This is a genomic window from Prevotella sp. P6B4, assembly GCF_000619985.1.
Lineage (GTDB): Bacteria > Bacteroidota > Bacteroidia > Bacteroidales > Bacteroidaceae > Prevotella.
This window is the reverse complement of record NZ_JHVE01000002.1, coordinates 168,039-183,617: the sequence shown is the minus strand read 5'-3', so window position 1 is coordinate 183,617 and position 15,579 is coordinate 168,039. Positions and strand designations below refer to the sequence as shown.

The window sequence follows — 15,579 nt, the reverse complement described above, 5'->3', positions numbered from 1 at the left end:
TTGACATATGGCTTTCAAGAAAGATTCAAAAATAAAGAATAATTTCACGAAGATTACCATCGGACTTGCTTCGCCCGAAGAGATCTTGGAGAGCAGCTTCGGTGAGGTTACCAAGCCTGAGACCATCAACTATCGTACCTATAAGCCTGAGCGCGATGGTTTGTTCTGCGAGCGCATCTTCGGTCCTACTAAGGACTATGAGTGTGCCTGCGGTAAGTACAAGCGCATCCGTTATAAAGGTATTGTCTGCGACCGTTGTGGTGTCGAGGTAACTGAGAAGAAGGTTCGTCGTGAGCGTTCTGGTCACATCGAGCTCGTTGTGCCCGTTGCTCATATCTGGTATTTCCGTAGTCTTCCTAATAAGATCGGTTATCTGCTTGGTCTGCCCACTAAGAAGCTCGATGCAGTTATCTACTACGAGCGCTACGTGGTAATCCAGCCAGGTGCGATGGCAGGTAGAAAGGACGCAGAGGGCAACGATGCCCTGGGTGCCAACCAGTACGACCTGCTGTCAGAAGATGAGTACACCGAAATCATTGAGAATCAGCTTTCGCCCGATAACGAATATCTGGATGATAGCGATCCTAATAAGTTCATCGCTAAGATGGGTGCTGAGGCCATCTACGATCTGCTGACTCGTATCGACCTCGATTCACTGTCGTACGAACTGCGTGACCGTGCCAACAGCGATTCATCAGTACAGCGTAAGAACGAGGCTCTGAAGCGTCTGCAGGTTGTTGAGGCCTTCCGCAGCAGTGTGGAGAAGGGTATCAACCGCCCAGAGTGGATGATCATGAAGATTATCCCTGTGACTCCTCCTGAGCTCCGTCCTCTGGTACCACTGGATGGTGGACGTTTCGCTACTTCTGACTTGAACGACCTCTATCGTCGCGTTATCATTCGTAACAACCGTTTGAAGCGTCTGATGGAGATCAAGGCTCCTGAAGTGATTCTCCGCAACGAGAAGCGTATGCTGCAGGAGGCTGTCGACTCACTCTTCGACAACTCTCGTAAGTCGAGCGCTGTGAAGAGCGATAGCAACCGTCCTCTGAAGTCACTCTCTGACTCGCTGAAAGGTAAGCAGGGACGTTTCCGTCAGAACCTGTTGGGTAAGCGTGTTGACTACTCAGCCCGTTCGGTTATCGTTGTAGGTCCTGAGCTGAAGATGGGTGAGTGCGGTCTGCCTAAGTTGATGGCTGCCGAGCTTTACAAGCCATTCATCATCCGTAAGCTCATCGAGCGCGGTATCGTGAAGACCGTAAAGAGCGCTAAGAAGATTGTTGACCGTCGTGAGCCGGTTATCTTTGATATCCTGGAGAATGTGATGAAGGGTCACCCCGTTCTGCTGAACCGTGCACCAACACTGCACCGTCTGGGTATCCAGGCTTTCCAGCCTAAGATGATTGAGGGTAAGGCTATCCAGCTCCACCCACTGGCTTGTACCGCGTTCAACGCCGACTTCGATGGTGACCAGATGGCTGTTCACCTCCCACTGAGTAATGAGGCTATCCTTGAGGCTCAGCTGCTCATGCTGCAGAGCCATAACATCCTGAACCCTGCCAATGGTGCACCTATCACCGTGCCTTCACAGGATATGGTGCTTGGTCTGTACTATATCACCAAGATCCGTCCAGGTGCCAAGGGTGAGGGTCTGACCTTCTACGGTCCAGAGGAGGCAATCATTGCTTACAACGAAGGTAAGTGTGAGCTGCATGCTCAGGTGAAGGTGGTTGTCGACGATATCGTTGACGGTAAGCCCGAGCGTCATATGGTAGAGACTTCTGTTGGTCGTGTCATTGTAAATGGCATCGTTCCAAAGGAGGTTGGCTATGTTAATAAGATTATCTCTAAGAAGAGTCTGCGCGACATCATCGCTGCTGTTATTAAGAATGTAGGTTTCGCTGAGGCTTGTGAGTTCCTTGATGGTATCAAGAACCTCGGTTACCGCATGGCTTATCTGGCAGGTCTGTCGTTCAACCTCGATGATATCATTATTCCTAAGGAGAAGGCAGAGCTGATTGCCAAGGGTAATGAGGAGGTTCAGCAGATTACTGACAACTATAACATGGGATTCATCACCGACAACGAGCGTTATAACCAGGTTATCGATACCTGGACCCACGTCAATAATGATATCGGTAACATCCTGCTGAAGCAGATGACCGAGGCCGACCAGGGATTCAACGCTGTATTCATGATGCTTGACTCTGGTGCCCGTGGTAGTAAGGACCAGATCAAACAGCTCTCTGGTATCCGTGGTCTGATGGCTAAGCCTCAGAAGGCAGGTGCCGAGGGACACCAGATTATTGAGAACCCAATCCTTTCTAACTTTAAGGAGGGTATGTCAGTGCTCGAGTACTTTATCTCTACTCACGGTGCTCGTAAGGGTCTGGCTGATACGGCCATGAAGACTGCCGACGCCGGATATCTGACACGTCGTCTGGTTGACGTATCTCACGATGTGATTATCACCGAGGAGGACTGTGGAACACTCCGTGGTCTGCAGTGCACCGCTCTGAAGAATGGCGATGAGGTTATCTCAAGTCTGTCTGAGCGTATCCTGGGTCGTGTATCTGTTCACGATGTCATCAATCCTAAGACTGGTGAGGTGATTGTAGAGGCCGGTGAGGAGATCACCGAGAGCATCGCCGACGCTATCGAGGCTTCTGATATCGAGACCGTTGAGATCCGTTCAGTGCTGACCTGTGAGTCGAAGAAGGGTGTCTGCATGAAGTGTTACGGACGTAACCTTGCTACCCGTCGCATGGTTCAGAAGGGTGAGGCTGTTGGTGTGATTGCTGCTCAGGCTATCGGTGAGCCAGGTACACAGCTGACACTTCGTACGTTCCACGCCGGTGGTGTGGCTGCCAACGCCGCTGCCAATGCCAGCATCGTATCTAAATATGAACGCGCCATGATCGAGCTCGAGGAGGTACGTACCGTACCATTCGACGAGGATGGTCGTGAGTGTCAGATGGTTGTCAGCCGTCTGGGTGAGATGCGCTTTGTTGATCCCAATACCAAGATCGTGCTCTCTACCGTTAACGTTCCTTACGGTTCTTCACTCTACTTCAGTCATGGCGACGAGGTTGCCAAGGGCGACAAGATCGCTCAGTGGGACCCATTCAACGCCGTTATCGTTACCGAGTATGCTGGTACCCTGAAGTTCAATGATGTGATCGAGGGTGTTACCTTCCGTGCTGAGACCGACGAAACAACTGGTCTGACTGAAAAGATCGTTACCGAGTCGCGTGACAAGCTGAAGGTGCCTACCTGTGATGTCATCGGTGCTGACGGTGAGGTCATCGGAACATATAACTTCCCTGTGGGTGGTCACGTAGTTGTTGAGGACGGTCAGACTGTTAAGACTGGTGAGACCCTTGTTAAGATTCCACGTGCAGCTGCTAAGGGTGGTGATATCACCGGAGGTCTGCCTCGTGTAACCGAGCTCTTCGAGGCTCGTAACCCATCTAACCCCGCAGTTGTATCTGAAATCGACGGTGAGGTCACCATGGGTAAGGTTAAGCGTGGTAACCGTGAGATCATTGTCACCTCTAAGACAGGTGAACAGCGTAAGTATCTCGTATCACTGTCTAAGCAGATCCTGGTACAGGAGCACGACGCCGTTCGTGCCGGTACTCCTCTGTCTGATGGTGTGATCACTCCTGGCGATATCCTCGCCATCAAGGGCCCCACCGCTGTTCAGGAGTATATCGTGAACGAGGTTCAGGACGTTTATCGTCTGCAGGGTGTAAAGATCAACGACAAGCACTTTGAGATCATCGTTCGTCAGATGATGCGTAAGGTACAGATCAACGAGCCTGGTGATACCTCATTCCTCGAGCAGGAGATTGTTGATAAGCTCGACTTCGCTGAGGAGAACGATCGTATCTGGGGTAAGAAGGTTGTTACCGATGCTGGTGACTCAGAGAACCTGCAGAAGGGTCAGATCGTTACCGCTCGTAAGCTGCGCGACGAGAACTCTATGCTGAAGCGTCGTGACCTCCGTCTGGTTCAGGTTCGTGATGCCGTTCCCGCTACATCTACCCAGATTCTGCAGGGTATCACCCGTGCTGCCCTCCAGACCAAGTCGTTCATGTCGGCTGCATCGTTCCAGGAGACCACTAAGGTGCTCAACGAGGCTGCTATCCGCGGTAAGGTCGACCACTTGGTAGGTATGAAGGAGAACGTAATCTGCGGTCACCTGATTCCTGCTGGTACTGGTCTGCGTGAGTTCGAGAAGATTGTTGTAGGCTCAAAGGAGGAATATGAGCGCATTCAGGCTAACCGCAAGAATGTTCTCGACTTCGCTGAGGAGACAATTCTCGAGGAGAAATAAGGACTTCCTTGTTCAGATATAATGCAAGAGTGCTGTAATCTGTTTACAGCACTCTTTTTTCTGTTTAATGGCAAGTTTTAATCTTAATAATTTCAAAAATAGTTATACTTTGTTAAATAGTGGCATCTGGTCGACTTTTTAACGATATAAGTTAGGTGGAATCGGAAAATAGTTGTACCTTTGCAGCCCGAAACGCCTATATTGAGCGAGATAGGGCGTATAAAGCGCTGATTATAAACAAAATAACATATATAAATTAAAAAAGTTAAGTATTATGCCTACAATTTCACAATTGGTAAGAAAAGGCAGAAAGGTAATTGTTGACAAGTCGAAGTCACCTGCTTTGGATAACTGTCCTCAGCGTCGTGGTGTCTGCGTACGTGTGTACACAACAACTCCTAAGAAGCCTAATTCGGCTATGCGTAAGGTAGCCCGTGTTCGTCTGACAAATCAGAAGGAAGTTAACTCTTACATCCCTGGAGAGGGACACAACCTGCAGGAGCACTCAATCGTGCTTGTTCGCGGTGGTCGTGTAAAGGACCTGCCAGGTGTACGTTATCACATCGTTCGTGGTACTCTTGATACCGCTGGTGTTGCTAACCGTACACAGCGTCGTTCAAAGTATGGTGCTAAGCGTCCTAAGGCTAAGAAGTAAATGACCGGAGATGGTCAGTCAGGCCAAAAAAGAAAAGAAATTTAATCCGTTTTGCTGGAGACTATGTTATAAGGTTGAGTAAATGTCCGAGCGAAGGACGTTGAAGAACAAGTAAGAACAGCCCTCAAGCAGAATTTTAATTCAAAAACAAAATGAGAAAAGCAAAACCCAAGAAGCGTGTGATCCTTCCCGATCCCGTATTCAACGACCAGAAGGTGTCTAAGTTTGTAAATCACCTGATGTTTGATGGTAAGAAGACCAAGTCGTACGAAATCTTCTACAATGCACTGGAGACAGTGAAGACCAAGATGAGCAATGAGGAGAAGTCTGCCCTTGATATCTGGAAGCAGGCTCTTGATAACATCACTCCACAGGTAGAGGTAAAGAGCCGCCGTATCGGTGGTGCTACTTTCCAGGTACCTACAGAAATCCGTCCTGACCGTAAGGAGAGCATTTCAATGAAGAACATGATTCAGTTCGCTCGCAAGCGTAGCGGTAAGTCAATGGCTGACAAGCTGGCTGCTGAGATTATGGATGCTTTCAACAACCAAGGTGGTGCCTACAAGCGTAAGGAGGATATGCACCGTATGGCTGAGGCTAACCGCGCATTTGCTCACTTCCGTTTCTAATTAATAAGGTAAGAAGTTAAAAGGATACAAAACAATGGCAAACCGCGATTTACATTTAACAAGAAATATCGGTATTATGGCTCACATCGATGCCGGTAAGACAACCACTTCTGAGCGTATCCTGTTCTACACAGGTAAGACTCATAAGATTGGTGAGGTACACGATGGAGCTGCTACCATGGACTGGATGGCTCAGGAGCAGGAGCGTGGTATTACTATCACATCTGCTGCTACCACCTGTAACTGGAACTACAACGGTAAGCAGTATAAGATCAACCTGATCGATACTCCGGGACACGTTGACTTTACCGCTGAGGTAGAGCGTTCACTGCGTGTGCTCGATGGAGCTGTTGCTACTTACTCTGCTGCCGACGGTGTTCAGCCTCAGTCTGAGACTGTATGGCGCCAGGCCGACAAGTACAACGTACCCCGTATCGGTTACGTTAACAAGATGGACCGTTCAGGTGCTGACTTCTTCGAGACAGTTCAGCAGATGAAGGACATCCTGGGTGCTAACCCTGTTGTTATCCAGGTGCCCATCGGTGCTGAGGAGAACTTCAAGGGTCTGGTTGACCTGATCAAGATGAAGGCTATCCTGTGGCACGATGAGACCATGGGTGCTGAGTACGATGTTGAAGATATCCCTGCCGACCTTGAGGCAGAGTGCGACGAGTGGCGTAACAAGCTGCTCGAGGCTGCCGCAGAGTACGACGAGGCTCTGATGGAGAAGTACTTCGACGATCCTAACTCAATCACTGAGGAGGAGATCATCGCAGCTATCCGTAAGGGTACTATCTCAATGGCTTGTACTCCTATGTTGCTCGGTTCTTCATATAAGAACAAGGGTGTACAGCCTCTGCTCGACTACGTATGTGCATTCCTGCCCGCACCTGTTGACGTAGAGGTTATTAAGGGTACTAACCCCGATACCGATGAGGAGGAAGATCGTAAGCCTTCTGAGGACGAGCCTACTTCGGCTCTGGCCTTTAAGATTGCTACCGACCCATACATGGGCCGTCTGGTATTCTTCCGTGTTTACTCTGGTAAGATTACTGCCGGTAGCTACGTTTACAACCCACGTTCGGGTAAGAAGGAGCGTATCAGCCGTCTGTTCCAGATGAACTCAAACAAGGAAATTCCTATGGAGAGCATCGACGCTGGTGATATCGGCGCAGGTGTAGGTTTCAAGGATATCCGCACTGGTGATACCCTCTGTTCTGAGGATGCACCTATCGTTCTGGAGTCAATGAGCTTCCCCGATACTGTGATCTCTATCGCAGTTGAGCCTAAGTCTCAGGCCGACGTTGCTAAGCTCGACAATGGTCTTGCTAAGCTGGCCGAAGAGGACCCAACATTCACCGTACGTACCGACGAGCAGAGTGGTCAGACCATTATCTCTGGTATGGGTGAGCTTCACCTCGATATCATTATCGACCGTCTGAAGCGTGAGTTCAAGGTTGAGTGTAACCAGGGTAAGCCTCAGGTTAACTACAAGGAGGCCATCACCAAGACTGTTAACCTCCGTGAGGTTTACAAGAAACAGTCGGGTGGTCGCGGTAAGTTCGCTGATATCATCGTAAACGTTGGTCCTGTTGACGACGATTGGGATATCGCTAAGGACGGCGGTCTGCAGTTCGTTAACGAGGTTAAGGGTGGTAACATTCCTAAGGAGTTCATCCCATCTATCCAGAAGGGATTCGAGAACGCTATGAAGAATGGTATCCTCGGTGGTTACCCAATGGATTCACTGAAGGTTACTGTACTCGACGGTTCGTTCCACCCCGTTGACTCTGACCAGCTCTCATTCGAGATCGCTGCTCTGCAGGCATACAAGAACGCATGTGCTCAGGCTAAGCCCGTACTGATGGAGCCTATCATGAAACTCGAGGTTGTAACACCTGAGGAGAACATGGGTGACGTTATCGGTGACCTGAACAAGCGTCGTGGCCAGGTAGAGGGTATGGAAGAGGCTCGTAGCGGTGCCCGTGTTGTTAAGGCTCAGGTGCCCCTGTCAGAGATGTTCGGTTATGTAACCGCTCTGCGTACCATCACTTCAGGTCGTGCTACCAGCTCAATGGAGTACGATCACCACGCTCCTCTGTCAAGCTCTATCGCTAAGACAGTTCTGGAGGAGGTTAAGGGCCGTGCCGACCTCGTATAAAGAAAACAAATGGGTGCTGCTGAGCAAATGACTCTTTAGCAGCACCCCCTTTTAAATAACAATTAAACAATTAAAACGACAATGAGTCAGAAAATTCGTATCAAGCTGAAGAGCTACGACCACAAACTCGTAGACAAGTCAGCCGAGAAGATTGTGAAGGCTGTTAAGGCCACAGGTGCTATCATCAGCGGTCCTATCCCCCTTCCTACACACAAGCGTATCTACACCGTTAACCGCTCTACCTTCGTTAACAAGAAGGCTCGTGAGCAGTTCCAGCTCTCAGACTACAAGCGTCTAATCGACATCTACAGCTCAACTGCTAAGACTGTTGATGCTCTGATGAAGCTCGAGCTCCCCAGCGGTGTTGAGGTTGAGATCAAGGTATAGTTTTTACTTTATCTGATTATAAAGCAGCGTATCTCTCAAGGATACGCTGTTTTTTTTTGTTTTGATAGCCTGAATAATCGTTAAAACGATAGTGAACTAATTAATTTAGTTTAAAAACTATAGCCTTTAGTTGCTTATAACGAAAACTTTTAGTTACTTTGCGCTCAAATTGTGATATCAACGAGTAGATTTATTGTTGAAACTTAAGGTAAACTATAGTGAATATGAAAAAGTTGACTAATAAGGAAAAGGAGATTATGGATCTGTATTGGCAGCATGGTCCGATGTTCGTCAAGGAACTCTTGGAGTACTACGACGAGCCGCGTCCGCACTTCAATACACTATCTACTATGGTTCGCATCCTGGAGAAAGAAGGTTATCTGGATCATAAACAGTTTGGTAATACCTATCAGTATTATCCTCTTATCACCGAAGCCGAATACGGACGTAAATCCATTGCCGGTGTGATCAAGAACTATTTCAATAACTCTTACCTGTCGGCTGTCTCTGCTTTCGTAAAGGAAGAGAAGATTTCCGTTGATGAACTTAAAGAACTTATCGATCAAATAGAAAGTAACAATGATTGAATTCCTGACCTATGACCTGAAGGTGGCTGCCCTCTTGGCGGTATTCTATATGTTCTACCGCCTGATGTTGGCTCGTGAAACCTTTCACCGCGTCAACCGCATCGTGCTCTTAGCAACAGCCGTGGCATCGTTTGTACTGCCCGTTTGTGTCATCACGATGCACGAAACAGTGGTTTTACAGTCTAAGCCTACTATCGCGTTCGGTGCTCTCTCCGCTGTGGCAGATGACTTACCATCCGAGATGCATGGATATACAACTTTACAGTTGGTTGTCGTAACCCTGTTCTTCATAGGTATGGCTGCCACACTTGCCCATACCCTTTGGTCGTTGTTCAGAATTGTTTCTTTGATACGTAAAAGCGAAAAGCATCCGCAGGATGATGGTACTATCATATGTGTGACTGATGCTCCCGATTTGGCACCATTCAGTTGGATGCAGTTTATCGTGATGAACCGTGGTGACTATGAGGAACAGAATGTGGCGATACTTACCCATGAGCGGGGGCATATCCGTCTTCATCACTCGTGGGACCTGCTCTTTGTCGATACCCTCACCGCTCTCCAATGGTTTAATCCTGCCATCTGGATGCTGCGCAGTGATCTGCGTGCCATCCACGAATACGAGGCCGACGGAGCCGTACTCTCTCAAGGGATTAATGCACGCCAGTATCAATACCTGTTAATAGCCAAGGCGGCAAACATCGGTGGCTACTCTCTTGCTAATGGTATCTCGCATAGTACCCTTAAAAACCGCATTGGCATGATGTTGCACGCTCAATCTCCCCGTCGTAGTCTGTTGAAGTTGCTCGCTCTGTTGCCAATCATTGGTGGCGTGCTTGCAGTGAATGCGGAGACCGTAACCGATTATGTATATGCCCAGCCGCAGAAGCAGATGCCTATCAAAAAAGGCAGGAAGAATACGGTCATTAATATTGGTGGTAAGAAAGTGCTACAGATAGTGGAAACTGACGAGAAGAAATCAGAGATTGCCGAAACACCAGCTATAGAGGAAACGGTTGAGCCAACATCTGGCAAGACTTACGATGTTGCAGAACAGATGCCGCAATTCCCTGGTGGCGCTTCAAAGCTTTTTGAGTATCTGGCAAGCAACATCCAGTATCCTGCTGAGGCTGAGAATGCTAATATCCAGGGGCGTGTCGTCGTTTCCTTTGTAGTAGAGAAGGATGGCAGAGTAACAGAGCCGCAGGTTAAAAAGTCTGTCGCACCCTCTCTCGATGCTGAAGCCCTCCGTGTTGTAGGTTCTATGCCCAAGTGGATACCTGGCAGACAGGATGGTGAAGCGGTTCGTGTGAAATACACCGTTCCCTTGAACTTCCGTCTTGAGTATGGTCCTTCTAAAGATGCTCTCGCAGAGAAGTCGGTTGCCTATGCGGCAGGTTACGAGGCTGGCAGGAAAGGACTCCATGAGCAGCGTTCTGAAAGGCCCTTAATCTATGTCGATGGTAAGGAGATGACGCTTGAGGAAGTGGGTAAGTTGGATCCTAAGTCTATCGACCACATGGATGTGCTGAAGGAGAAAACGGCCATTGAGAAATATGGTGAAAAGGCCAAAAACGGTGTAATCCTTATCAGTATAAAGAAAAAACAATAAAACTCTCTCTTAATCATGAAAATAGTGTTAACTATGATTGCCCTCGCCCTTTTGGCGGTTACACCTGCAAAGGGTGAGGGCTTAGATTCTCTTAAAATCTCCCTGCAGGCTGGCGACAGCTGTATGCAGCAGTATAACACCTTCGAAGCTCTGAAACACTATCAGAAAGCTTATGACTTGGCCAAGAAGAAAAGTCGGGAGAAGGCAGTAGAAAACCTAGCCCTTCCCCTTAAGCAACTGAATAAGTTGCCAAAGGAGAAGCAAAATGAAATCATCGAGCATCTCAAGCATTCTGCCGAACAGAGTGCGATAGTTGACTGTGCTGTCCAGATGAAACTGGCAGACTGCTACTACAAGCGTGCTAACTATCGCCAGGTAACAGAATTGCTTAAGACGATTCCAGAGGATAGTCTCTCGCACGAGTCTTTCCGCCAGTTGGCTCAGAGCTATAAGAAACAGAGTGATCTGGACTCTTATGTGTTTTGGGCAAGTCAGTTGTTGGCGCGTTTCCCTATGGATGGGGAGATGGTGGCAGGACTCACCTTGGCATATGCGCAGTTGGAACAACCACAAAACGGCATCAAGTGCGGACAGCAGTACTTTGCTGTTGACTCTACTAACGTTGAGGTGAATCGTGCCTTGGCCGATGCCTACTTTATGGATCGCCAGTTCGGCAAGTCGTCGTTGATGTATGAACGCCTGTTAGCTCAGGGCGACTCTACCTTCAATACCCTTTACTCGGCAGGCATGAGTTGTTCGCGTATCGACAGTCTGGAACAGGCTTATAAGTACCTGCAGATGGCTTTTCTCCTGAGTGGTATGAAGCACGCCGGCTGTGCCTATCGTTTGGGTGTGGTATGCGTGGATACACAGCGCTATCCCGAGGGACTGAACTATCTGGCACTGGCAAAGGAACTGATGCGCCCCGATACTACTGTGATGAAAGCTATCACCCTGTCTGAAGGTGAGGGGTATTATCTCACTCATCAATACCCAGAGGCAGTGGCCGCCTGGAAAGAGCACCTCGGTTATAATCCCTCGTCGGTAGCTACCTATTATAATATAGCTAATGCCTATTGCTATCTTATCAAGGATGAGGAGCAGGCAAAAAGATATTATCAACAATTCATGGAGCAGGCTGCCGGTGTAGAGAAGCCAACCAAACAACTGACTGAGATGATAGTGAAAACCAAGGAGATGCTCCGCATCTATGAACTGCGCGAGAAGTACAAAGCAAGAAGAAAATAGTAACTTAAAAAGCTATATAAGAATATGAAACTAATGATGATTTCTGCCCTGTTGGCTGTCAGTGTGATGGTGCAGGCACAACAAGTGAGTGGCATGGTGATTGACAAAAGCATGATGACTGCCGCCAAGAAAATGAGTGGGAAAAGCGATACGTTGACCATAGCTAAGGTGGCTTATCGTATCACTTATCAGTCGAAGGCTGTCAATGATACGCTAACTAAGCCCTACAAGTATCGCGACGATGAGATGCGCTTGGACATCAGTGCCGATGGCGTGTCGAAGTTCTACAGCTATTCGGCTGCGGTTCGCATGAAGTTGATGCGTGAGAAGATAGAAAAGGGGGAGTTTGACTTGAGAGACCTGCCCAAGGCTGGTATCCTCTCGATGGTGTTCTATAAGAACTATCCAGAGAAAGGTAAGACGTTGATGCTTGATGCGGCGGGTGAGGCTAAGTGCCAGATAGAGGAGAAGATGGAAACACCCGAATGGACCATACTGCCCGATTCAACGGCCGACATCATGGGTTATCCCTGCCAGTTGGCTACCACCCATTTCAAGGGCCGCCAGTGGTATGCCTGGTACACCGAGGATATCCCTCTCGACGAGGGGCCATGGAAACTGCGCGGTCTGCCTGGTCTCATTCTCAAGGCCTACGACAGCAGCCGTCAGTTCATCTTCGACGGACAGGGAATGGAACAGCCCGATGGCGAACCGATTACCTTCATTAAGATGAAACGTGAGAAAGTGAGTCAGAAGGACTTCCGTCGTTTGATGGAGAGCTACGATCCGAATGATGTGCTCAAGCAGATGGCGGGCACTGGGGCTAAGATTGTGATCATGAACTCCGACGGCTCGAAACTCGATAAGATTGATCGACCCAAGTTTAATCTCATTGAGCTGCAGTGAAAAACGGTGTCATTCTGTTGATGCTGTTGCTTATGCAGGCGCTTGGTGCCTCTGCTCAGGTAACGGTGCATGGCGTAGTCGAGGATTCTGCCACCCACGAGCGGTTGGCCAGTGCCAGTGTGATGTATCTGCGTAAGGGTAAGACCGTGAAGTTCACGCGTACCAACGTGAATGGTGAGTTTGCTATTACTGTTGATCAGGTGTTGATGGGCGACCAGCTCCAGGCTACCATGCTCGGCTATGGCAAGCGCCGGCGTGGTGTGCCGATGAAGGCCGACAAGACTGTCACACTTTCGCTTCCCTCGCAGTCGTTTGCTCTGAAGGAGGTGAAGGTGCAGGGTTGTCGTGTTACCGGACGTGACACCATCACCTTCGACTTGACACGCTTCACCAATGAGCGCGACAACTCGCTGAAGGATGTGTTGAAGAAACTGCCTGGTGTGGATGTGGCATCCAATGGTAGGATCTATTATAACAATCAGGTGGTGAAACGCTTTACCGTTGAAGGCCTCGACCTTTCGGGCGGACGCTACAATCAGCTGACGGAGAATATCCGTGCCAAGGATGTGAAGAAAGCCGAGATAGTGGAGCACGACCAGCCTGTGAAGGCCCTGCGCGACAAGGTGTACTCCGATGACGTAGGCATGAACATCACACTGAAGGATGAGGCGCGCGACCGTTTGATGGCCACACTTACGCCCTACCTGCTGGTGGACGATCCAATGCATGTGGGTGGTACGGCTAATGTCCGACAGATAGGTAAGAAAAAGCAGTTGATGTACGACATGGCCTACGACCGTAAGGGTGTCGACCTCAGTGAGTCGTACCTTATCCTGGGCTCAAACTATAACCGTCTTGATGCTGCCGATATCCCTTCATGGTATAGTGTGCCATCCCTTTCTTCACCGCTCGACGAGGATCGTCTGCGCTTTAATACCTCGCAGCGCTATGGGCTGAACAGTATCCGTAAGACCAAGGCCGACAATGAGTTGCGTGTGGCGGCGGCATACGACCGTGGCGTGATTCGCCAGACTACCGCTAACCGAACGGCTTATGATCTCGATGGCGATATGCCTACCGTGACCACCGAGCAGCAGCAGAAAACCATCATCACCGATCATTTCGCCGCAGAGGTGGAGCATAAGGTGAACACCGATAAGTCCTATGGTAACGAACTTCTCCGCATTGGTGCCAGTCAGGATGATGGCTTGTCGGTATTGGGCGGTGATGCGCCTGTGCAGCGCATTCGTGTGCCCCAGCTTAATCTGGAGGGCTCGCTGTATCGTATGTATCCGATGAAGAGTGGGGCACAGCTCACCTGGAAATCTATCCTCGACTACCATCATAGCGTTAGCGATCTCTATCTCGATGCGGAGCGTAACCGGCTGCGTACCAACCTCTGGCATACTGCCCACCTGTTAGGGTGGCAACGTAAGATTGGCTGCATTACGCAGAGCTACAATCTGAGTGTAGAAGGTGAGGATGTACACGTGAATGAGACCGACAACCTCCACCTGACAGTGGATCTCCGTCCCAGCTGGCAGTATCGTACCCAAAAAGTCAATATCTCGTTTACGCCAGTGATGACTTTTGAACGTTTTGTCCGTCAACAGGAGTCGATGCTCTATCTGCATCCTTCGTTTTCGGCCTATTGGGATCCTGATGCCCGTTCTGAGTTCCGCTTCTTTAGCTATTATAGCCAGAGTGCGGGCGGTATGCAGAACTATGCGATTGACACCTACCGTCGCAACTACCGCACGTGGTATAAGGCCAGCAATCTGATACCAGTCAGTCGTCAGCTGGCTGCCACGTTAGGCTATCGGTACAAGCGTCCCATTCGTGAGTTCTTTGCTACAGTCAACCTGTCGGCGCAGCGTAGCTGGAACAATGCTACCAACGACATGCAGATTATCGATGGCTGTTATTATTACACACTCAAGGAACTGCACAGTCAGAGCGACTGCCTGAGCGGAAGTGCTACTGTGTCGAAGGGCTTCTATACCATCAAGACCAAACTGAGCCTTGGTGTGAATGGCTCACTCAGTAAGGGCCGCCAGCTGTCGGCAGATGAGTGGTACGACTATACCACTCAGTCGCTCACGTTCACGCCTGGCATCATCGTGTCGCCCGAGTGGTGTGAGTTCGACTATGAGGGCAACTTCTCGTTGCATGCCAATAAGGCGTCTGGTAGTCAGCGTACTTCGCTATTCAACTGGCGTCAGCGTCTGTCGCTCACTTCTACCATCGGCAAGATTGATCTCTCATGGAAGTTCGTCCATCATCGCAACGAGTTGCAGGCGGGCCATACCCTGAATGCCCTGCTCAGCGACGCCTCGGTTGCCTGGCGCCTGAAGAAGGTGCGACTGAAGGTCCTGTTGCGGAATATCTTCAATAAGCAGGCCTACGAGGAGACTACTTACACTGGCATCGCCACCTCAACCACGAGCTATGTTCTCCGCCCTCGTGAACTTGTCCTCTCAGCTCAGTTCTCGCTATAGCCAATACTGATTTTACCCTGACACTAACCACGTGATGGTATGACACTAACCCCGCGATAGTATGACACTAAAGCGGGGTTAGTGTTAGGGTAGAGGGGGCTTGGCCCTCCTGTTGTCGTAGCTACACCTGGTAGAACTTTCTTTGAGTTTTTGAGTGGGGCTTTGAGTTATATAACTGCTTGAGTAACAGGTATATAACTGCTGCGTGTTGAGTTTCTTGGTATCTAACTCTATAAAATTATTTTTTTATATATAATAAAATAGAGGTTTTATAGTAAAAAACCTCCAAAAACTCAAAACAATCACCGGAAACGCCCTGTTTATGGGCGTTTCGGCTTGTCAGAGACGTGTGCAAAAACTCAAAATCAACTCATCGAAACCTAAAAAGTGTTTGATAGTTTGTGGCTGCCCAGTTGCAGGCACAGCAGCGCATAGGTAGTAACAACTATCTTAGTTCGCAGACGGATTTTAAGGGCAGAAAATGAAGATTCGACTCTCTGATAGTATAAAAAATCTTAAAAGTTACTATTAACAATTAACAAAGTTTGCGTATATTA

At 49.0% G+C, this 15,579-nt stretch carries 10 protein-coding genes; all 10 read left to right on the top strand.

Annotated features, from left to right (window positions below):
• Positions 1-7 precede the first annotated feature (7 nt).
• The 10 genes from rpoC (at position 8) to T491_RS15470 (ending at position 15,022) form a co-directional block, all read left to right on the top strand.
• A complete protein-coding gene (gene rpoC, locus T491_RS0101985; RefSeq protein ID WP_028902384.1) occupies positions 8-4,339 on the top strand; it encodes a DNA-directed RNA polymerase subunit beta' in 4,332 nt (1,443 codons plus the stop codon).
• A 274-nt stretch (positions 4,340-4,613) separates the two neighbouring features.
• A complete protein-coding gene (gene rpsL, locus T491_RS0101980) occupies positions 4,614-4,994 on the top strand; it encodes a 30S ribosomal protein S12 (RefSeq protein WP_013063973.1) in 381 nt (126 codons plus the stop codon).
• 152 nt (positions 4,995-5,146) lie between these two features.
• On the top strand, positions 5,147-5,623 hold the full coding sequence (rpsG, locus tag T491_RS0101975; protein ID WP_028902383.1) for a 30S ribosomal protein S7: 477 nt from the start codon (positions 5,147-5,149) through the stop codon (positions 5,621-5,623).
• 34 nt (positions 5,624-5,657) lie between these two features.
• Complete coding sequence (gene fusA, locus T491_RS0101970) at positions 5,658-7,784, top strand: elongation factor G (protein ID WP_028902382.1); 2,127 nt, start codon at positions 5,658-5,660, stop codon at positions 7,782-7,784.
• An 81-nt stretch (positions 7,785-7,865) separates the two neighbouring features.
• Positions 7,866-8,171: a 30S ribosomal protein S10 gene (gene rpsJ, locus T491_RS0101965; RefSeq protein WP_013064715.1), complete on the top strand. Its 306-nt coding sequence runs from the start codon at positions 7,866-7,868 to the stop codon at positions 8,169-8,171.
• Between the two features lie 224 nt (positions 8,172-8,395).
• On the top strand, positions 8,396-8,758 hold the full coding sequence (locus T491_RS0101960) for a BlaI/MecI/CopY family transcriptional regulator (protein WP_028902381.1): 363 nt from the start codon (positions 8,396-8,398) through the stop codon (positions 8,756-8,758).
• Positions 8,751-10,370, top strand: coding sequence for a M56 family metallopeptidase (locus tag T491_RS0101955; RefSeq protein WP_028902380.1), 1,620 nt, complete (start codon positions 8,751-8,753; stop codon positions 10,368-10,370). Before T491_RS0101960 ends, T491_RS0101955 begins: the two co-directional genes overlap by 8 nt.
• 15 nt (positions 10,371-10,385) lie before the next feature.
• Entirely contained in the window at positions 10,386-11,618 is a 1,233-nt protein-coding gene (locus tag T491_RS0101950) for a lipopolysaccharide assembly protein LapB (RefSeq protein WP_155949990.1), read from the top strand.
• Positions 11,619-11,642: 24 nt separating this feature from the next.
• Positions 11,643-12,524: a GLPGLI family protein gene (locus tag T491_RS15475; RefSeq protein WP_081773195.1), complete on the top strand. Its 882-nt coding sequence runs from the start codon at positions 11,643-11,645 to the stop codon at positions 12,522-12,524.
• Positions 12,521-15,022 (top strand): hypothetical protein, encoded by a 2,502-nt coding sequence (locus tag T491_RS15470; protein ID WP_051522917.1) that lies wholly within the window; start codon positions 12,521-12,523, stop codon positions 15,020-15,022. Before T491_RS15475 ends, T491_RS15470 begins: the two co-directional genes overlap by 4 nt.
• Positions 15,023-15,579 lie beyond the last annotated feature (557 nt).